This window comes from Streptomyces sp. NPDC059788 (assembly GCF_042732265.1).
Classification (GTDB): domain Bacteria; phylum Actinomycetota; class Actinomycetes; order Streptomycetales; family Streptomycetaceae; genus Streptomyces.
Window position 1 is genome coordinate 1 of record NZ_JBHWHY010000068.1, and the last position, 18,788, is coordinate 18,788.

The 18,788-nt window shown below is 73.5% G+C and carries 16 protein-coding genes; 4 read left to right on the forward strand and 12 right to left on the reverse strand.

The features are described 5' to 3' along the window. Window positions 1–49: 49 nt before the first annotated feature. The gene (locus tag ACFV57_RS38515; RefSeq protein ID WP_385242534.1) at window positions 50–271 is read right to left on the reverse strand and encodes a dodecin; all 222 of its coding nucleotides are present in this window, start codon (window positions 269–271) and stop codon (window positions 50–52) included. A gap of 168 nt (window positions 272–439) precedes the next feature. On the opposite strand from ACFV57_RS38515, the gene ACFV57_RS38520 reads away from it, so the two are divergent. Beyond that, entirely contained in the window at window positions 440–1,885 is a 1,446-nt protein-coding gene (locus ACFV57_RS38520; RefSeq protein ID WP_385242537.1) for an amino acid permease, read from the forward strand. Window positions 1,886–1,974: 89 nt separating this feature from the next. Here ACFV57_RS38520 and ACFV57_RS38525 read toward each other — a convergent pair whose 3' ends face one another. The 8 genes from ACFV57_RS38525 to ACFV57_RS38560 all read right to left on the reverse strand — a co-directional run bounded on the left by ACFV57_RS38525 (window position 1,975) and on the right by ACFV57_RS38560 (window position 11,061). Then, entirely contained in the window at window positions 1,975–2,658 is a 684-nt protein-coding gene (locus tag ACFV57_RS38525; protein WP_385242540.1) for a transglycosylase SLT domain-containing protein, read from the reverse strand. A gap of 586 nt (window positions 2,659–3,244) precedes the next feature. After that, complete coding sequence (locus ACFV57_RS38530) at window positions 3,245–3,457, reverse strand: EF-hand domain-containing protein (RefSeq protein ID WP_385242542.1); 213 nt, start codon at window positions 3,455–3,457, stop codon at window positions 3,245–3,247. A gap of 112 nt (window positions 3,458–3,569) precedes the next feature. Continuing rightward, on the reverse strand, window positions 3,570–5,993 hold the full coding sequence (uvrA, locus tag ACFV57_RS38535) for an excinuclease ABC subunit UvrA (protein WP_385242545.1): 2,424 nt from the start codon (window positions 5,991–5,993) through the stop codon (window positions 3,570–3,572). A gap of 82 nt (window positions 5,994–6,075) precedes the next feature. After that, a complete protein-coding gene (locus ACFV57_RS38540; protein ID WP_385242547.1) occupies window positions 6,076–7,359 on the reverse strand; it encodes an NAD(P)/FAD-dependent oxidoreductase in 1,284 nt (427 codons plus the stop codon). Further along, on the reverse strand, window positions 7,356–7,550 hold the full coding sequence (locus ACFV57_RS38545) for a ferredoxin (RefSeq protein WP_385242550.1): 195 nt from the start codon (window positions 7,548–7,550) through the stop codon (window positions 7,356–7,358). The genes ACFV57_RS38540 and ACFV57_RS38545 overlap by 4 nt, the downstream gene beginning before the upstream one ends. A gap of 44 nt (window positions 7,551–7,594) precedes the next feature. After that, the gene (locus tag ACFV57_RS38550) at window positions 7,595–8,827 is read right to left on the reverse strand and encodes a cytochrome P450 (RefSeq protein WP_385242553.1); all 1,233 of its coding nucleotides are present in this window, start codon (window positions 8,825–8,827) and stop codon (window positions 7,595–7,597) included. Window positions 8,828–9,017: 190 nt separating this feature from the next. Further along, window positions 9,018–9,707, reverse strand: a complete 690-nt coding sequence (locus tag ACFV57_RS38555) for a TetR/AcrR family transcriptional regulator (protein ID WP_385242556.1) — start codon at window positions 9,705–9,707, stop codon at window positions 9,018–9,020. Window positions 9,708–9,882: 175 nt separating this feature from the next. Beyond that, window positions 9,883–11,061, reverse strand: a complete 1,179-nt coding sequence (locus ACFV57_RS38560; RefSeq protein WP_385242558.1) for a CapA family protein — start codon at window positions 11,059–11,061, stop codon at window positions 9,883–9,885. Window positions 11,062–11,381: 320 nt separating this feature from the next. Here ACFV57_RS38560 and ACFV57_RS38565 point away from each other — a divergent pair, with 320 nt between their 5' ends. Together ACFV57_RS38565 and ACFV57_RS38570 are read left to right on the forward strand one after the other, a co-directional pair. Then, the gene (locus ACFV57_RS38565; RefSeq protein ID WP_385242643.1) at window positions 11,382–12,146 is read left to right on the forward strand and encodes a GNAT family N-acetyltransferase; all 765 of its coding nucleotides are present in this window, start codon (window positions 11,382–11,384) and stop codon (window positions 12,144–12,146) included. 96 nt (window positions 12,147–12,242) lie between these two features. Beyond that, window positions 12,243–13,190, forward strand: a complete 948-nt coding sequence (locus ACFV57_RS38570) for an aminoglycoside phosphotransferase family protein (protein ID WP_385242561.1) — start codon at window positions 12,243–12,245, stop codon at window positions 13,188–13,190. Between the two features lie 103 nt (window positions 13,191–13,293). Here the strand turns inward: ACFV57_RS38570 and ACFV57_RS38575 are convergent, their stop codons facing one another. The 3 genes from ACFV57_RS38575 to ACFV57_RS38585 all read right to left on the reverse strand — a co-directional run bounded on the left by ACFV57_RS38575 (window position 13,294) and on the right by ACFV57_RS38585 (window position 17,114). After that, entirely contained in the window at window positions 13,294–14,313 is a 1,020-nt protein-coding gene (locus ACFV57_RS38575) for a phosphotransferase family protein (protein WP_385242564.1), read from the reverse strand. A 37-nt stretch (window positions 14,314–14,350) separates the two neighbouring features. Then, a complete protein-coding gene (locus tag ACFV57_RS38580) occupies window positions 14,351–16,522 on the reverse strand; it encodes a restriction endonuclease (RefSeq protein WP_385242566.1) in 2,172 nt (723 codons plus the stop codon). A 163-nt stretch (window positions 16,523–16,685) separates the two neighbouring features. Continuing rightward, on the reverse strand, window positions 16,686–17,114 hold the full coding sequence (locus tag ACFV57_RS38585) for a MarR family winged helix-turn-helix transcriptional regulator (RefSeq protein WP_385242569.1): 429 nt from the start codon (window positions 17,112–17,114) through the stop codon (window positions 16,686–16,688). Window positions 17,115–17,272: 158 nt separating this feature from the next. On the opposite strand from ACFV57_RS38585, the gene ACFV57_RS38590 reads away from it, so the two are divergent. Further along, on the forward strand, window positions 17,273–18,592 hold the full coding sequence (locus ACFV57_RS38590; RefSeq protein ID WP_385242572.1) for an aldehyde dehydrogenase family protein: 1,320 nt from the start codon (window positions 17,273–17,275) through the stop codon (window positions 18,590–18,592). Window positions 18,593–18,788: the final 196 nt, after the last annotated feature.

The following is an 18,788-nucleotide window of genomic DNA, read 5'->3' on the forward strand; positions in this document are numbered from 1 at the left end:
CCCGGCCCCCCCGCCCGGGCGGGCCCCGCCGCCCCGTGGGCGGGCCGGGTCAGCCCGCCTCGCCGTCCTCCAGCCGGAAGCCGACCTTCAGCCCGACCTGGTAGTGCTCGATCGCCCCGTCGACGATGTGGCCGCGCACCTGCGTGACCTCGAACCAGTCGAGGCCCCGCAGCGTCTGCGCCGCGCGCTTGACGCCGTTGCGGATCGCGGCGTCCACGCCCTCCGGGGACGTCCCGACGATCTCTGTCACCCGGTATGTGTGATTCGACATGTCCGCTCCTCAGTCCTGCCGGTGTCCCTGCCGGCTGTCCGTGCTCACGCCCCGGGTGCCCGGATTCCCCCGTTCCACTCCGCCCCGCCGGGCAGCCGCCTTCCCCTGCCGCACCCGAGGGGCCATGATGACCCGCCGTCGGCCGACGACGAGAGGAAGTGATGCGGGATGCGCGCGGGTCAGGGAGTGTGGCGGCGTAAACCGATCGAACTCATCCAGGAGACGGAAGGCGGCTCGGGGGAACGGCTCAACCGGGCGCTGGGGCTGTGGCAGCTGACGGCCATCGGTGTGGGCGGCATCATCGGGGCGGGCATCTTCACGCTCGCCGGGACCGTCGCGAACGGCAAGGCGGGGCCGGCGGTCCTGCTGTCGTTCCTCGTCGCGGGCGTGGCCAGTGCCGCGGCGGCGTTCTCGTACGCGGAGTTCGCCGGGCTCATCCCGAAGGCGGGCTCGGCCTACACGTACGGGTACGCGGTCCTCGGCGAGCTGGCGGGCTGGTTCATCGGCTGGGACCTGCTGCTGGAGTACACGGCGATCGTGGCGGTGGTCGCGATCGGCATCTCCGGCTACTTCAGCTTCCTGCTCGGCGAGCTGGGGGTGGAGCTGCCCGTCTGGATGCTGGGGGCGCCGGGGACCGGCGGGGGGCACCGGGTGGACCTGTTCGCCGCGGCGCTGTGCCTGTTCATCGCCTATCTGCTGACCCTGGGCATCAAGAACGCGGCACGCTTCGAGACGATCGTCGTCGGCCTGAAGGTCCTGGTCGTACTGCTCGTCATCGGCGTGGGCTTCTTCCACATCAAGACGGGGAATTACACACCGTTCTTCCCCTTCGGTGTCGGCGGCGCCTTCACGGGCGCGGCCACGGTTTTCTTCGCGGTGTTCGGCTATGACGCGATGAGCACCGCGGCGGAGGAGTCCAAGGACGCCCAGCGGCACATGCCGAAGGCGATCCTGTATTCACTGCTGATCTCGATGGTGCTGTATGTACTGGCCTGCCTGGTGCTCACCGGTATGCAGAACTACGAGGACATCGACCCGGAGAGCGGATTCTCGTCGGCGTTCAAGTCGGTGGGGCTGGGCGGGCTGGCCGATGTGATCGCGGTGGGCGCGATCATCGGCATTCTCACCGTGATGTTCACTTTCATGCTGGGCGCGACCCGGGTGTGGTTCTCGATGAGCCGGGACGGGCTGCTGCCGAAGTGGTTCGCCAAGACCCATCCGCGGCGGCACGTGCCCACCCGGGTGACCTGGATCGTGGGCATCGGCTCGGCCGTCATCGCGGGGTTCCTGCCGATCGGCGAGGCCGCCGAGCTGACCAATATCGGCATTCTGCTGGCGTTCGTGGTGGTCTGCGTCTCGGTGATCGTGCTGCGCTACAAGCGGCCCGACCTGCCGCGTACGTTCCGCACCCCCGGAATGCCGGTGGTGCCCGCCCTCGGGGTGGTGTTCTCGATCTGGCTGATCACGTTCCTGGAGTGGCAGACGTGGGTGCGCTTCGCGGTGTGGTTCCTGCTCGGCCTGGTCGTCTACTTCGCGTACTCCTGCCGGCGCTCCGAGATGGCGCAGGCGGAGCGGGAGATCGGCGCGCCGGAGCACCGCGGCGGGCGGAGCTGACCGCCGCCGCGCGTACGGCGAAGCGCCCCGGGACCGTGGTCCTGGGGCGCTTGCGTGGCTGCCTGCTCACCGGGCTCGGTCCACCGGACTCAGTACGCCGAGTTGACGTTGTCCATGGAGCCGTAGCGGTCGGCGGCGTAGTTGGCGGCGGCCGTGATGTTGGCGACCGGGTCGGTCAGATTGTTGGCCGTGCCCTCGACGTGGTAGCGGTCGAACGTCGGCTGGATGACCTGGAGCAGGCCCTTGGACGGGATGCCGTTCTTGGCGTTGATGTCCCAGTCGTTGACGACGTTCGGGTTGCCGCTGGACTCACGCATGATGTTGCGGTGCAGCCCCTCGTAGGTGCCGGGGATGCCCTTCTTCTTCATGATGGCCAGGGATTCCTTGATCCAGCCGTCCAGGTTGTCGGCGTACTGCGGCTTGGCCTCGACCGGCTTGCGGTCGGCGCCGCGGCTCGCGGCCTCCTTGGCCGTGTGGCCCTGGGCGGCCACGGCGGTGACCTTCACCGAGTCGGCGAGGGTCGCGCTGTCCGCGGCGTCCTTCGCGTCACCGGCCTTGGGGGCGTCGGCGGCCTTGGTGTTCGCACCCACGGGCTGACCGTTCGCGGAGACCGGCTTGACGGCGGCCGGGGCGGCGGAGGTGGCGGCGTGCGCGTCACCGGTCGCGGCGGAGACCGTCAGGGCCGCGGTGGCGCCGGCGGCGGCCAGCACGGCGGCGGAGAGCTTGTGGGCCTTGGTCACGCGGACGGAGCGGAGCAGGGTGGGAGTGGTCATGCGGGGAAATCCTCTTCCAATCACTGAAACGGGCGGGCGGCAGCCATTGGCGGGATGTACGAGCAGGAAGCCACTGGCGGCACGAGAACCGAGTTCTTGTCCGCGTCCGCCCCGAGGGCATTTACGCGACGCTTCAACCCGGCGCCTCAGCAATGATTAGCGACGGCCGAATTGGAAAGCAATAGCGTCGTACCGGGCCCCGGCTACGGCCCGCTTACGTAGAAAAGGCCTTCCGTACCGCCGCCGCCCGGTGACACCGGCCGTGGCAGCGCGGCGGGGAATTACTAAAGAGGACCGTAAGGGACTGAAGTCCCGTGCTGCGCGTCACGTTCCGGGCCCGGTCCGCGGAGCGCGGAAAACCGCTTGAAATGGCCTCGGAACGCGTTTTACGGGCCACCCGCGAAGAATCTTGTGGTCCGCGTCACCAGTCACCGGAGAACCACCGTGGAAAGTGGCGCCGGTCACCGGGAAAAGGGCATTGATCGGATAAATCTATGAGCGCAATAGGCGGTGGCACACAAAAACGCGGCCGGCCGGTCGGCCGGCCGCGTGTGCGGCCCGTGCGGGCGCCGGGCGCCCGGGAGGGTCAGCCCTGCAGCGACTTCCAGAACTCCTCGAAGGAGAGCTTGCCGTCCGCGTTCGCGTCCTTGGCGGCTATGACGGCCTCGGCGACCGGCCCGGTGACGTAGGGGTCCCCCATCTCCGCCATCGCCCGCCGGTACTCGTCCGCGGTGACCAGGCCGTCCCCGTCCGCGTCGAACCGGTTGAACGCCGCCTTGGCCGCCTCGATGTCTGCCACGGGAGTGCCCCCTTGAAGTCGCTGTCTCGCTGAGTTGACCTGGGTACATTAACCGACTGTCACCGCACCCCGGGCCCCGCCCCGGCCCGCTGTCCCGGCTCCCGCGCCCGGGTCAGTCCCCGATCCGGCGCGCCAGATAGGCCGCCGTACGGCTGCCGGGTGCCGCCGCCACCTCGGCCGGGGTGCCGGCCGCCACGATGCGGCCGCCGGCCGCGCCGCCGCCCGGCCCCAGGTCGATGACGTGGTCGGCGCCCGCGACCACACCCATGTCGTGCTCGACGACCACGACGGTGTTGCCCGCGTCCACCAGCCCGTGCAGCTGCCGCAGCAGCACCTCCGTGTCGGCCGGGTGCAGGCCGGTGGTGGGCTCGTCCAGCAGGTAGAGGGTGTGGCCGCGGTGGGCGCGCTGGAGTTCCGTGGCGAGCTTGATGCGCTGCGCCTCGCCGCCGGACAGCTCGGTCGCGGGCTGGCCCAGCCGCAGGTAGCCGAGCCCGACGTCCTGGAGGGTGCGCAGGCTGCGGGCGGCGGCCGGCACGTCGGCGAGGAAGTCCGCCGCGATGTCCACCGTCATGCCGAGCACGTCGGCGACGGTGCGGCCGCGGTAGGTGATCTCCAGGGTCTCGGGGTTGTAGCGGGCGCCGTGGCAGGCGGTGCAGGGCGTGTACGTACCGGGCAGGAAGAGCAGCTCGACGGCGACGAAGCCCTCGCCCTGGCAGGTCTCGCAGCGCCCGCTCGCGACGTTGAAGGAGAAGCGGCCCGCCGTGTAGCCGCGGGCGCGGGCCTCGTCGGTGGCGGCGAAGACCTTGCGTACGGCGTCGAAGAGGCCGGTGTAGGTGGCGAGGTTGGAGCGCGGGGTGCGGCCGATGGGCTTCTGGTCGACGCGGACGAGGCGGTCGACCGCTTCCAGGCCCTCGGCGGCGCCGAGCCGCGCCCGCGCGCCGGTCTCCTCGTCCTCGTCGGGCCCGGCGCCGAGGTGGTCGCCGACGGTGTCCGCGAGGACCCGGGTGACCAGCGTGGACTTGCCGGACCCGGAGACGCCGGTGACGGCCGTGAAGACGCCGAGCGGGAAGGTGGCGTCCACGCCGTGCAGGTTGTGCAGGGTGACACCGTGCAGGGACAGCTGTCCGGTGGGTTCGCGGAGCGGGCGGGCGGCCGGCGGCGCGTCGTCGAAGAGGAAACGCCGGGTGGCGGACTCGGTGACCTGCGCGAGGTCCGCGACGGGCCCGCTGTGCAGGACGCGCCCGCCGTGCTCGCCCGCCTTCGGCCCGACGTCCACGATCCAGTCCGCGTGCCGCACCACGTCCATGTCGTGCTCGACGACGAAGAGGGAGTTGCCCGCTTCCTTCAGGCGTCCGAGGACGGTGAGCAGGGCCTCGGTGTCGGCCGGGTGGAGGCCCGCCGAGGGCTCGTCGAGTACGTAGACGACGCCGAAGAGGCCGGAGCGGAGCTGGGTGGCCAGCCGCAGCCGCTGGAGTTCGCCGGCGGACAGGGTGGGGGCGGCCCGGTCCATGCCGAGGTAGCCGAGGCCCAGCTCGGTGAGCACGTCGATGCGGGCGACCAGGTCCCGGGCCAGGGTCGGCGCCACCCCGTCGTCGGCGGCCTCCGCCGTGGGGCGCAGCAGCCGCGCCAGGGCGCTCAGCGGCAGGCCCGACAGCTCCGCGATGTCGTGATCCGCAAAGGTGACGGCCAGCGCCTCCGGCCGCAGCCGCCGTCCGCCGCAGCCGGGGCAGGGCGCGGAGACCAGGTGGCGCTGGACGCGTTTGCGCAGCGTCTCGCTCTTGGAGTCGGCGAAGGTGTGCAGCACGTAGCGCTTGGCGCTCATGTACTGGCCTTGGTAGGGGCGGTGGATACGGCCCGCTTCCCGCACGGGGTGCACGGTGACGACGGGCTGCTCGTCGGTGAACAGAATCCAGTCCCGGTCGGCGGCCGGCAGGTCCCGCCACGGCTTGTCGATGTCGTATCCGAGGGCGGCCAGCACGTCCCGCAGGTTCTTGCCCTGCCAGGCGCCGGGCCAGGCGGCGATGGCGCCGTCGCGGACGGACCGCGACGGGTCCGGTACGAGCGACTCCTCGGTGACCCGGTGGACGCGGCCCAGGCCGTGGCATTCCGGGCAGGCGCCGGCCGCGGTGTTCGGCGAGAAGGCGTCGGAGTCGAGCCGCTCGGGCGCGTCGGCGGGGTAGGTGCCGGCGCGGGAGAACAGCATCCGCAGGGTGTTCGAGAGGGTGGTGACGGTGCCGACGGAGGACCGGGAGGTGGGGGCCGAGCGCCGCTGTTCCAGGGCGACGGCGGGCGGCAGGCCGGTGATGTCCTCGACCTTCGGGGCGCCGACCTGGTGGATCAGGCGGCGGGCGTAGGGGGCCACGGACTCGAAGTAGCGGCGCTGCGCCTCGGCGTAGACGGTGCCGAAGGCCAGCGAGGACTTGCCGCTGCCGGACACGCCGGTGAAGACGGTGATGGTGTCGCGCGGGATGTCCACGTCGACGTGCCGGAGGTTGTGCTCACGGGCGCCGCGCACCCGTACGTACGAGTCGGTCATGCCTTCCATGATCGGTCACCGCCGGGCGGCGGCACGCGGGCCCGCCCCCATGGTCGGGGCGGGGGCGGACCCGCGGCGGCCGTCACGCGAGGGTGTCGCGTACCCCCTCGCAGGCCTCGTCCCAGGGTGTGGGCGTGGCGATCAGCGCCCGCAGGCCCCTGGCCTGGCGGGGCGGCAGCCCGATGGCCAGGACGCCGGTGGCCTGTCCGTCGCGCCCGTAGAGGGCGACGGCCTTCCTGGTGTCCGGGTCCAGGACGGTGGCCTCGGACCGGTCGGCGCCGTGGAGCACGCCGTACGCCTGGATCTTCAGGCCGTACTGGTCGGACCAGAAGTACGGGACAGGCGTGAAGGGGCGCCGCTCCCGCCCGGCGGCGGGGGCCAGTGCCCCGTCCCCGCCCTCCGGCAGCGCGTCCTCCAGTTCGGCGAGGAGGTTGCGGGCGGCGGCCATGCCCTGCTCGGTGGCGTTCATCCGGTGTTCGACGCGCAGGTGGCGCCCGTGCACCGGGTGCTGCCAGCGGGCCACGTCACCGGCGGCGTAGACGCCCGGCGCGGCGGCGCAGTACGCGTCGCAGCGCAGCCCGTCGGTGGTGTCCAGGCCCGGGTCGCCGCGCAGCCAGCCGACGGCGGGTTCCGAGCCGATGGCGACGAGCACGGTGTCGGCGGGCAGCCGGGTGCCGTCGGCCAGCCGTACGGCGGTCACGTGCCGCGCCGGACCGTCCCCGTCGGCCTCGAAGCCGTCGACGGCCGCGGTGCGCAGCCGGACGCCGCGCTCCCGGTGCTCGGCGGCCAGCAGCTCACCGATCCGCGGGCCGACCGTACGGGCCATCGGCAGGGCTTCCCGTCCGACGAGTGTGACCTCGTGGCCCAGCTCGCGCGCCACGGCGGCGGCCTCGCAGCCCAGTACGCCGTTGCCGACGACCACGAGGCGCCGTCCCGTGCCGGAGAGCCGCTCCTTGAGGGCGAGCGCGTCCTCCAGGGTGCGCAGCGTGCGGACGCCGTCCAGCCCGGCCGCCTCGGGCAGGGTGCGGGCCGCGACGCCCGTCGCGACGATCACGCCGTCGCAGGCCAGCCGCTCGCCGCCGTCCAGGGTGAGGGTGCGGGTCGCGGTGTCCAGGCCGGTCGCCCGGGTGCCGAGGCGCAGGTCGAGATCGAGGGCGTCGAGCTGGTCGGCGGCGCGCAGGTGCAGCTTGTCGGGCTGCCAGGTGCCCTGGAGGAGCTGCTTGGACAGCGGCGGCCGGTCGTACGGCGGGTGCGGCTCGTCGCCGACGAGGGTCAGGGTGCCGGTCCAGCCGAAGCGGCGCAGGGCTTCGGCGGCGGCGAGGCCCGCCGCCGAGGCACCCACGACGGCGATGCGGCGGGGGCTCACTCGTGGACCTGGATGACGGCGGCCGGGCAGATGGCGGCGGCTTCGCGGACCATGTCGTGCTGGCCGGCGGGCGGCGCGGCGTCCAGCAGGACGACCACGCCGTCCTCGTCACGCTGGTCGAAGACGTCGGGGGCGATCAGTACGCACTGGCCGGCGGCGCAGCACTTGTCGGCGTCGAGGGTGATGTTCATGACAGGTGGCTCCTGAAGGCGGGTGGGGCGGGAAGAAAGGGGTGTCACCAGGTGACGGGCAGGGTGTGGCATCCGTAGATGGCCATGTCGCTGCGGTACGGGATCTCGTCGTCCGGGACGGCGGGCCGCAGGCCGGGGAAGCGGCGCAGCAGGGTGGCGATGACGACCTGGAGCTCGACGCGGGCCAGGGCCTGGCCGAGGCACTGGTGGATGCCGTAGCCGAAGGCGACGTGGTGCTGGGCGTTGGGGCGGCACACGTCGAGCGCGTCGGGGTCCGCGAAGACCTCCGGGTCGCGGTTGGCGGACGGTACGGCCACCACCACGCCCTCGCCGGCCCGGATCAGCTGCCCGCCGATCTCGGTGTCCTCGGTGGCGGCGCGGCGCGGACCGTTGCGGATGATGCTGTGGAAGCGCAGCAGTTCCTCGACGGCGCCGCGGATCAGGTTCGGCTCGGCCCGCAGCCGGTCCGCGGTCTCCTGGTCGCGCATCAGGGTCAGCGCGCTCAGGCCGATCATGTTGGCGGTGGTCTCGTGGCCCGCGATGAGCAGCAGGGCGGCGAAGGCCACCACGTCGTCGTGGGTGATCTCGCCCGGCACCTGCTGCTCGGTGATCAGACGGCCGAGGATGTCGTCGCCGGGCGCCGCCTCCTTGGCGCTCACCAGCTGGTGCAGGTAGGCGCGCAGTTCGGCCCGCGCGCTCTCGCGCTCCGCGTCGCCGACCGTGCGGGACAGCAGGGTGCCGGTGAGCCGCTGGAACAGCTCGTGGTCGTCGTAGGGGACGCCGAGCAGCAGGCTGATGACGAGCGAGGGCACCGGCAGCGCCAGCGCCTCGACGAGGTCGACGTCCTGGCCGGCCCGCTTCTCCATGGCGTCGCACAGCTCGTCGGTCAGGCGCTGGATCTCGGGGCGCATCGCCTCGACGCGCTTGACCATGAACTCCCGGGTGACCATGCGGCGCAGCCGGGTGTGCTCGGGCGGGTCCATCCGGATGAAGCCGCGGTGCTCGGTGGTGGCGCCGCCGGTCATGCCGCTGAGCGGGTAGCCGGGGCGGGTGGTGTCGGAGCTGAAGCGGGTGTCGCCGAGGATGGCGCGGATGTCGGCGTACCGGGTGGCCAGCCAGGCTTCGGTGCCGTCCGGCAGCGAGATCTTCGACAGCGGGGCCTCGGTGCGCAGCCGCGCGAACTCGGCGGGCGGGTCGAACGGGCAGCCCTGCGGCGGCTGCACGGGCAGCGCGGGCGCTCCGGCCGGGGCGGGCGCGGGGGCGGGGGAAGTGGTCATGTCGCTCCTAGGGAGCACGCGGGCAGGGGCGTGCGCCCGGTGTCGGACGTTCACCTAACGCCCGTAAACTTACATGCGTAATGCACGGGTGTGGCGATGGGGGGTGGGGTGGTGATCGATGAGCGGCACCCTGTGACGGCAGGGGTGCCGGAAATGACCGGAGCGCTCCCGAAGCGCCCGGCTCAGAAACTCAGTTCGCCCGCTCCGGCGGCGGACCGCCCGCCTCCGGCCGACGGCTCTCCGGCTCCGCCTGCCGCCCGTCCCGCTCCATCAGCAGGCCCAGGATCTCGTCCACGAACCGGTACAGCCGCCCGGCGTCCTTGCGGCTGGGCATGACCTGCCACAGCATCACCCGGCCGTGCACCGCGGCCCACAGCACGTACGGCGCCTCCTCGCGGGTGCCGCGCACCCGCCACCCGGCGGCCTCGCACGCGGCGAGGGCGTCGTGCAGGCCCCGCACCAGGCGCCCCGCCGGATGCCCGGCCAGCCGCTCCGGCTCGACCGGCGTCTGCCGGGTCTCGTACAGGAGGCGGTATTTGGCGGGGTGGTCGACGGCGTAGCGGCAGTACGCGCGCAGCCGGGCGCGGAGCAGGTCCACCGGGTCGTCGGTGCCCGCCGCGGCCGACTCCTCGTCCATCGCCGCCGTCAGCCGCTCGTAGCTGACCTCCAGGGCCGCCCACACCAGCTCGGTCTTGTCGGCGAAGTGCCGGTAGATGCTGGGCGCGGCGACGCCCGCCTCGCGGGCCACGGCGCGCAGCGACAGCGCGTCCTCGCTGCCGACCTCTTCGAGGAGGCGCTCGGTGGCGCGCAGCAGCTCCTCCCGCAGGCGCTCGCCCTGTCCACGCGGATTGCGGGACCGCACGGCCGCACTCTCACCCACCGCCGTTACGCCCCTTCCGCGTCCCGCACCGTCGTCACCGCCGGCCGGGCGGACCGGCCGCCCGGCGCGCCCGCGTCCGGCGTGTTCACGACCGGTCCGGGCCGGTCTCAGGGTTTCACATCGCGGAACGCTCCCGTACCCGGCCGCCGCCGCTGCGCCCCCGGCCGCGCGCCTCTCACCTGCCCATGGTCAGTCCGGCGCCCTCCGCGCCCCGGCTGAGAACCGCTTCGCGTATGCCCTCCCGCACGTCGGCGCGGTCCCCGGTGGCGGCGAGGTTGACCATGCGCAGCGGGGGCCCGTGGGCGGAGAGCTGGGGGATGTACTCGGCCTTGGTGACCCGCCAGCGCTCCCCCTCCTTCGCGGGCGGCTCGAAGCGGAAGCGGGCGATGGTGCCCCAGTTGCCGCGCGGGCTCTCCATGATCCCGGCGACCTGGTCGCCCATGCCGTAGACGACCCAGGTGCCGTTCAGCTTCTCGTACGGCTGCGGGGTGTGCGCGTGGGTCCCGATGACCAGGTCGATGTCGGGCCGGCCGCCGGTGCGCGCCCCGGTCAGCGCCTTGGCGACCTCGATCTGCTGGGCGTCCGGCTCGGTCCGGTACTCGGTGCCCCAGTGCGGGCTGACCACGACGACGTCGGCACCGGCCCGGCGCGCGGCCCGCGCGTCCGCGACGATCTGCTCGGCGTCGATGACGCCGACCGTCCACGGCTTGCCCTTCGGGAGCGGGACGCCGTTGGTGCCGTACGTGTACGAGAGCTGGGCCACCCGCGCCCCGCCGGGCGCCTTCAGCAGCGCGGGGCGGCGGGCCTCGGCGGCGTCCCGGGCCGATCCGGCGTGTTTGATCCCCGCCCGGTCCAGCGTGTCGAGGGTGCGGCGGACGCCTTCGGCGCCGTCGTCGAGGGTGTGGTTGGAGGCCGTGGAGCAGGAGTCGTATCCGGTGGCCTTGAGCGCGTCGGCCACCTGGGGCGGCGCCTTGAAGGCCGGATAGCCGGTGAACGGCCCTCCGTCGGGGCCGAAGGGCGTTTCCAAGTGGCATATCGCCAGGTCGGCGCCCTCTATTACGGGTTTCACCCCGGCGAGCAGGGGCCGGTAGTCGTAGCCGCCGCCTCCGGCGTCCTGGCGCGCGGTCTCCAGGACGGACGGGTACGAGGCGATCACGTCGCCGGAGGCCGCGAGGGTGAAGCCCGCGGAGGCACGGTGCGCGGAGTGCGGGGACGCACCGGTCGCGGAGGCGGGGCCGCGGTCGCCCGGCCCGGACGCGGGGCCGGCGGACCGCCCGGCGCCCGGCTGGGCCGCGCAGCCCGCGGCCAGGGATATCAGGAGCAGGGCGGCGCCGTACGGTCGGTTCAGGTTCATGCCACACGCATAACAGCCCGAATACCGTAATAAACCGATTAATGCGCTACGGCCCTCCTCGGCCCCGCACCACCGCCCGACCGGGGCGCACCGGCTCGCGCGGACCGCCGGTGCCCACGGATAATCCGTTCGGGCCGGGGTCCTCGGCGCGACCGGACCGGATCTTCCGGATTCGGCCTGGATCAGCCCGCGGCGTCCGGAACGGCCTGCTCACCGCCTCGGAATAAGCACCTGCGAGCGCCCCGGCCGACATGCTGCAATAGATCATCATGAAGCCCGTGGATCACCCGTCGGCCGCTGCGTCCGGCCTTCCGCTCGCGATGGAGCTGAATCTCGCCGAGCACGCCTGCCACCTGCACCGGAACCTGACAGGCGCGTCCGTCACCGAGACCGGCGACCTGCTGATCGCCGACAGCGGTCTCGCCGATGACACCTTCAACATCGTCGCGGCGGCCCGCTTCGCCGCGGACACCGCCCCGGCCCGCGCCGCGGAGACGGCCCGGACCTTGGCCGCCACCGGCCGCCCCTTCTCCTGGTGGGTGGGCCCCGCCTCCGCACCGGGCCATCTCGCCGAGTGCCTTGAGGCCGTCGGCCTGGAGGCGTCGGAGACCGAGACGGCCATGTGGATGGACCTGCGCGGCCCTCTCCCCGAGGCGCGCGTCGACGGCCTGGAGATCCGCCCGGCAACCACCGCGGAGCAGCTCGCCGACTACGCCACGGTCCTCGCCGCGAACTGGGACCCGCCCGCCGCCACGGTGCGCCGGTTCTTCGCCGACGCCGTCGGCCTGGCGCTCACCGCCGACTGCCCCGCCCGCTACCTGGTCGGCTACGTCGACGGCCGTCCCGTCTGCTCGGCCGAGGTCTTCCTGCACGCGGGCGTCGCCGGGATCTACAACATCGCCACGCTCGCCACCGACCGCCGCCGCGGTTATGGCGGCGCCATCACCCTGGCCACCCTGCACACCGCCCGCGACGCGGGCTACGGGACCGCGGTACTACAGGCATCCGCCGACGGAGAACCCGTCTACCGCCGCCTCGGTTTCACCGCCTGCGGCCACTTCACCGAGTACGCCATCACCCCCTGACCGTCACAGCAACCACCCCGCTCCGCACCGACGCCTGACAGACCATCGGCAACGCCCCGGGCCCAGCGGCTACGGGGCGCCCCTTAGACTCCCCGGATGGCCCGAGCCCCGCTGAGCGACGACCTCTTCCCCGCCGGCCTCCCCGTGTACGCCACCGTGGGACGCACCCCGTCCGGGCGTGCGTGGCTGGAAGCGCTGCCCGCCACGGTGCGGGCCGTCCAGGAGCAGTGGGACCTGCGCCTCGGTTCCCCCCTGCACGGCGGCAGTTGCTCGTGGGTCGCGCCTGTGCGGCTGCCGGACGGCGATGCGGCGGTGCTCAAGGTGACGTGGCCGCACCGCGAGGCCGCCGGTGAGGCACCGGCCCTGCGCGCCTGGGACGGGAACGGCGCCGTACGGCTGCTCCGCCACGACCGGGAGCGGTACGCGCTACTGGTCGAGCGCTGCGTACCGGGCGGGGAACTGGACGACAGCCCGCTGCCCCCGGCCGAACGCCTGCTCCTGGCCGCCGGTCTGCTGCGGGAGCTGTGGGACGCGCCCGCGCCGCCCGACGGCGCACTGGAACGGGTCGCCGACGTGTGCGCCGAATGGGCCGGCACCGTCGAGGAACGCATGGCCCGGCTGCGGCCCGGTTACGACCCCGGGCTCGTCCGGCTCGGCGCCCGCCTGCTGCGCGAACTGCCCGCCACCGCCACCCGCGAGGTCGTGGTGCACGGCGACTTCAACCCCGGCAACGTGCTCTCCGCGCGCCGCCGTCCCTGGCTCGCCATCGACCCCAAGCCCATGACCGGCGACCCCGGATACGACCCCTGGCCGCTGCTGGAGCAGATCGACGACCCCTTCGCGTACGACGACCCGCGCCCGGTCCTGCGCGAACGCTTCGCGCTGGTGGCCGACGCCCTCGGCGAGGACCCGGCCCGCCTGGCGGCATGGGCGGCGGCCCGCACCGTGGAGAGCGCGCTGTGGTGCGCCGACCACGGCGAAGTGGCGGATGGAGCGGAGGAGTTGGCGGTGGCGGCGGTGCTGGCCGCGCTGGCGGGCCTGTGAGGGCCCGCGCGGTCCCGGAACGGCGATGCCCGGCCCGCGCCGGCGCGCCGCGCGGCGGCCGGTGCGTCGCCCCTTTTCCGGCCCCTTCCCCGGACGGGGCCCGTCAGCCGAAGCGGCGGAACAGCGCGGCGAGATAGTCCTCCAGCCTGCTCGCCAGCAGCTCAGGCGTCAGGTCGTCGCGGCCCAGCTCCCGCCAGGGCACCCCGACCTTCTCGGCGTCCGGGGCGAAGCCCAGCGCGTCCAGGACGCGCCAGTACAGGTGGGCAGCGGGGTCCTCGCTCAACGTTCCCCCGGCCGCCAGGTAGTGGTCCGCCAGCCGCATCCCCTCCTCGACACCGTGCAGGAGGGCCAGGGCCGTGGAGCAGTGCGCCACGTCCAGGTCGGCCGGCCCCCAGGAGGTCTCCACCCAGTCGACGACGCCCGTGATCCGCAGGCCGGCGCCCTGTCCGGTGAAGAGCACGTTGCCGGGGTGGAAGTCCCGGTGCAGAAAACAGGGCCGGTGATCGGGGGGATCGCGGCGGATGACGTCCACGGCCCGCTGCCACAGGTCCGGGCGGCCGGTGGCCCCGGGCAGCCGCACGTGGCCGGGCGAGGCCCACGCCTCGTACACCCGCGGCCGGTCCTCGGCCGGGACGCGCAGCCGGTGGATACCGGCGAGCTGGCGGGCCAGCAGCGGCGTGCGCAGCGTCGCCTCCTCCTCGTCCACGCGTACGCTGCCGGGCAGCAGCGACATCAGCAACGACGGGTGCTCGCAGTACGCCGCCGTCGCGTCCACCCCGTGGAGCGTGGCCACCGGCACGTCCGTACCGCCGAGCAGCCGCAGGATGTCCGCTTCGCGGGTCAGCAGCCCCTCCGCGCTCCGCACGAAGAACGGGTCGACGAACGACCTGAGCACCAGCCACCGCGGCTCATCCGGCCCGCTGACGCGCAGCCGCCGCATCCGCGAAGTCCAGCCGCCCCGCAGCCGCTCGGCGGCCTCGACGCGGCATCCGCCGCCCACCTGCTTCTCCACCCAGGCACGCGTGCCGGACCAGTCCCCGCCGTCACGCTCGTCCCGGCCGACACGCCCGCCCCGCTCGCCGCGGTCCGCCCCTAAGACGGCCGCTCCCTCGTTCGTCGCCATGTGCACAACCTATCCGTCACCGGCGGCCCGGCACGCGTCAGGCGACCTCGATCCCGTGCTCCTGCACCAGGGCCTCCAGGCCGCCTTCGTAGCCCTTGCCGCCGAGGACGAAGTCCCAGTCGCCGTTCGCGCGGCGGCGGAAGGACCCGAGCACCAGCGCCGTTTCACCGCTCCGTCCGTCGGAAACCTCCAACTGGCCGAGTTCCGCGCCGGATTCGTCCACGAGACGAATCCGGGCGTCCGTGAAGCCGGACAGGTCCGCGTGCGGGTCGACCTGCGGATCGACGGCCGCGACGAGTACGAGCCGGTCCGCGGTGGCGGGCAGCGCGTCGAAGGCCACCTGCATGGCGGCCCGGTCGGGAGCGAAGCCGGAGAGCATCCGTACGGTGCCGTCCGGGGTGCGCGGGTTGTTGTAGAAGACGAAGTGGTCGTCGCTCAGGACGCGGTTGCCCTGGCAGACCAGCGCGCAGACGTCCAGGGCGACGCTGCCGGACCAGTTCATGCCGAGGATGCTGCCGACGGCGGTGGTGTCCTCCTCCGCGCCTGCGCCTGCGTCCGCTTCCGTGTCCGCGCCCGCTTCCGTATCCGCGTCCTGCGGTGCCCGGCCGGTCCGTTCCTCGGCGGGGGCCGGCCGCTGGGCGGGGACCGCGGCGTCACCGAGGCGTCCGCGCAGGCCGTGGCGGGCCAGCAGGTCGACCAGTTCGGGCCCGCCGACGAGGGTCAGCGGCTTGCCGTTGGCGAAGGCGTGGGCGCCGGGGCCGAAGCGGGACGTGGTCACCAGCACGCCCTTGTTGGCGCCCTCGGACTGCACGGTGCCGAACAGGTCGCGCACGGCGGACGGCGGCACGGTGTTGCGGTAGCGCTTCACCTGCACGATGATCTTGCCGCCCCGGATGGGGTCGGGGTCGAGCGCGTCCACGTCCACTCCGCCGTCCCCGGACCGCTGCGTCGTCACGGCCTGCATCCCCATCGCGCGAAACAGCTCGGCGACCAGCCCCTCGAAGGCGATCGGGTCCATGGCGAACAGGTCCGGCTCGGCCGCGCCGCCGTGCGTCACCACACCGCCGCCGACCTCGCCCGGCTGCCGCACGGTCCGTACCGCGGCCCGCTGGTCGGGGCGCGCCGACAGCTGGCCGCGCAACCCGTCGGTGAGGCAGTCCACCGCGCTGACCTGCGCCAGGTGCAGGTGCTCGAAGGCGGCCCTGGGCGCCGCGACGGTCGCCAGGAACACCTGCGCGGGGCGGCCGGTGGCCGGGTCCACGTCGTCCACGAAGCCGTTGACCACGACCGAGTCGAGCGTGCGGGACGGGTCCGCCGCGAACAGGTCGTGCAGCACCAGCAGGACGGACTGGGCGAGCACGTCGCGGTAGGCCGCCCGCCGCTGCGTCACCGGCCGGGCGACGTCCTTGTCCTGGTCGGCCGCGTACATGTACCGCACCGCCTTGGCCGCCGGCACGATGTCGAACCCGGGCAGCTCCCAGTCCAGGACGAGCTGGCGGGCCGCCGGGTCGTAGGCGGCGCGGACGCGGCGCGGGAAGCCCTCCGGCCGGCCGGTGGCGTACAGCGCGGCGGAGAAGTACTCCACCACCGCTTCGGGGTCGCCGCCGCGCAGCCCCGTCAGCAGCTCCTCGACGGCGGCGTTGTGGCTCCTGACCTCGGCGAGCTGCCCGGCGGCCCACTGGTCGTACTGCCGCCGGTAGTCCTCCAGTTGGCGCAGCCGCTGCGCCTCCGCGGCCTGCGCGGCGTGCCAGTCGTGCTCGTAACGGGCGCGGGCCTCCTCCTGGGCCTGGGCGCGGCGGGCGCCGCCGAGGTGCCAGCCGGTGGCCTGCGGCTGGTATGCGGCCGGGTCGGGCATCGGTACGGGCACGGCCAGCCGGCCGGGCGCGAACGCCTCGATGTGCTCGGGGCGGCGCAGCGCCGCGGCGGTGAAGGCGGGGGCGCGGCAGCCGTCGGCGAGCAGGCCGGACAGTTCGGCCATGCGGGCGTCCAGTTCCTCGGTGCGGCGGACGGCGTCGGCGTCGCGCTGCTGCCGGTACGCGGTCTGCCGTTCGCGCTGCTCACGGGCCATGGCGCGCTCGGTGTCGCGCTGCTGCCGCTCCTGGTCGCGGCGGGCCTGTTCACCGGCCCGCCGCTGGGCCTCCTGCCGGCGCTGCTGCTGACGCTGCGCCTCGGCCCAGACGGCCACTAATCCGTTGGAGCGGCGACTCATGTGGATCTACGTCCTCCCCTGGGGCAGCCCGCCCCGAACAGCCCGCACAGGCCCATCCACCAGCGGGTATTCATCCGACTTTAGCGGGATCGTGACGGGCCGTCCCCCGCCGGGGCGGGACTGCGGGCCGAGCCGGCACGGGGGCCTTGGAAACGGCCGGGCCTCAGCGCCCCAGAAGGGTGCCCAGCCGCTCCAGCAACGGCAGCAGAGCGGCGCGTTCCTCGGGTGTGAGCGCTTCGAGAGCGCCGCGCACGGCGTGCATGTCGGCGCGCACCCGGCGGGCGAGCGCCCGGCCCTCGTCGGTGGCGGTGACCACCTTGCTGCGGCGGTCCCGGGGCGCCGCCTCCCGCCGTACGAGGCCGCGCTCCTGCATACGGGCGATGAGCCGGGTCGCGTTCGAGGCGTCGCAGACCAGGTGACCGGCGAGGGCGCTCATCGAGAGCGGCTCCTCCAGGGCGATCAGCGCGCGGGCCTGCGCGGTGCTCAGGCCGTGCCGCAGCGCGGCGGCGGCGAGGTCGTCGTAGTAGCCGCGGACCGTGCGGGCGAATGGCTGGACGAGGTCGTCGGGGGTGGGCCGGGTGGTGTCGGACACGGCTCCAGGATAGCGAGTTACTTGACTTCGGCAATTGTTGGCATTTACATGGAAGCATCGCTTGACCTTGTCAAGCGATCACCTCCGGGACGGCGGCCGGACCATCCCCGCCACGCCCGCCGCCCGCCCAGCCCCGCCCCGTACCCATCGGAGACACCATGACCAGCAGCACCCCCGAGCAGCCGGACGCCGTGGTCGCGCGGCTGCGCGCGACCTTCCGCACCGGCCGCACCGCTCCCCTGGAGTGGCGCACCGACCAGCTGCAGCGGCTGCGCGCCATGCTCACCGAGCACGGCAAGGACTTCGCCGCGGCCCTGTACGAGGACCTGGGCAAGGGCGAGGCCGAGGCGTACCGCACGGAGATCGACTTCACGCTGCGGGAGATCGACCACACCCTCGACCACCTGGCGGACTGGCTGCGGCCGGAGCCCGCGCCGGTGCCGCCGCACCTCGACGGCGCGGACGCCTGGACGGTGTACGACCCGCTGGGCGTCGTCCTGGTCATCGCCCCCTGGAACTACCCGCTGCAACTGCTGCTCGCCCCGATGGTCGGCGCCCTGGCCTCCGGCAACTGTGTGGTCGCCAAGCCCAGCGAGATGGCGCCCGCCACCTCCGCCGCGCTCGCCCGCCACCTGCCCCGCTTCCTGGACGCGGACGCGGTCGCGGTGGTCGAGGGCGCCGTCCCGGAGACGACGGCCCTGCTGGAGCAGCGCTTCGACCACATCTTCTACACGGGCAACGGCACCGTCGGCCGCATCGTGATGACCGCGGCGGCCCGGCACCTCACGCCGGTCACCCTGGAACTGGGCGGCAAGTCGCCCGCCTTCGTGGACCGCGGCACGGACGCCGACGCGGTCGCCGCCCGGCTGGTGGCCGGCAAGTTCCTCAACGCGGGCCAGACCTGTGTGGCGCCGGACTACGTCCTGACCGACCCGGAGACGGCCGCCCGCCTGGAGCCCGCTCTCGCCCGCGCCGTCGCCGCCGCTTACGGCGACGACCCGGCCGCCGCGCCGAACTACAGCCGCATCGTCAACGAGCGGCACTTCGACCGGCTGACCGGGCTGCTCGGCTCGGGGCGCACGGTCGCGGGCGGCACCCACGACCGGGACCGCAGGTACATCGCGCCGACCGTGCTCGGCGGGGTGGCGCCCGACGCCCCGGTGATGCAGGAGGAGATCTTCGGCCCGATCCTGCCCGTCGTCGAGGTCGAGGACCTGGACGCGGCCATCGGCTTCGTCAACGGCCGGGACAAGCCGCTGGCGCTGTACGCCTTCACCGAGTCCCCGGAGACCCGGCGGCGGCTGACCGGGGAGACCTCGTCGGGCGGTCTCGGCTTCGGGCTGCCGGTCGCCCATCTGACCGTGTCCGACCTGCCGTTCGGCGGGGTCGGCGAGAGCGGGATGGGCCGCTATCACGGCCGGTACTCGATCGAGACGTTCAGCCACCGCAAGGCCGTGCTCGCCAAGCCGCTGACGTGACGGAGGGCCGTACCCACCCCGGGGCTCCCCCCCGCCCCGCATCACAGAAATCTCGCGAGACCGGGAAACATAACGTCTTGATCTGAGAACTTCACATGTGCTTTTGTTTGAAGCATCATGAACGACGTGATCCCTGAGAACTCGACGTCCACGGCGGCCCGGCCCACCGGGGCCTTCGGGCCCGCGGGACCGGGCC

Bases quoted from the DNA above. Each gene is read 5' to 3' on its own strand.
- ACFV57_RS38560 (WP_385242558.1), bottom strand. From the start codon at position 11,061: ATGAACCTGAACCGACCGTACGGCGCCGCCCTGCTCCTGATATCCCTG.
- ACFV57_RS38580 (WP_385242566.1), bottom strand. From the start codon at position 16,522: ATGAGTCGCCGCTCCAACGGATTAGTGGCCGTCTGGGCCGAGGCGCAG.
- uvrA (WP_385242545.1), bottom strand. From the start codon at position 5,993: ATGACCGACTCGTACGTACGGGTGCGCGGCGCCCGTGAGCACAACCTC.
- ACFV57_RS38520 (WP_385242537.1), top strand. From the start codon at position 440: ATGCGCGCGGGTCAGGGAGTGTGGCGGCGTAAACCGATCGAACTCATC.
- ACFV57_RS38575 (WP_385242564.1), bottom strand. From the start codon at position 14,313: ATGGCGACGAACGAGGGAGCGGCCGTCTTAGGGGCGGACCGCGGCGAG.
- ACFV57_RS38590 (WP_385242572.1), top strand. From the start codon at position 17,273: ATGACCAGCAGCACCCCCGAGCAGCCGGACGCCGTGGTCGCGCGGCTG.
- ACFV57_RS38525 (WP_385242540.1), bottom strand. From the start codon at position 2,658: ATGACCACTCCCACCCTGCTCCGCTCCGTCCGCGTGACCAAGGCCCAC.
- ACFV57_RS38570 (WP_385242561.1), top strand. From the start codon at position 12,243: ATGGCCCGAGCCCCGCTGAGCGACGACCTCTTCCCCGCCGGCCTCCCC.
- ACFV57_RS38515 (WP_385242534.1), bottom strand. From the start codon at position 271: ATGTCGAATCACACATACCGGGTGACAGAGATCGTCGGGACGTCCCCG.
- ACFV57_RS38565 (WP_385242643.1), top strand. From the start codon at position 11,382: ATGGAGCTGAATCTCGCCGAGCACGCCTGCCACCTGCACCGGAACCTG.
- ACFV57_RS38550 (WP_385242553.1), bottom strand. From the start codon at position 8,827: ATGACCACTTCCCCCGCCCCCGCGCCCGCCCCGGCCGGAGCGCCCGCG.
- ACFV57_RS38545 (WP_385242550.1), bottom strand. From the start codon at position 7,550: ATGAACATCACCCTCGACGCCGACAAGTGCTGCGCCGCCGGCCAGTGC.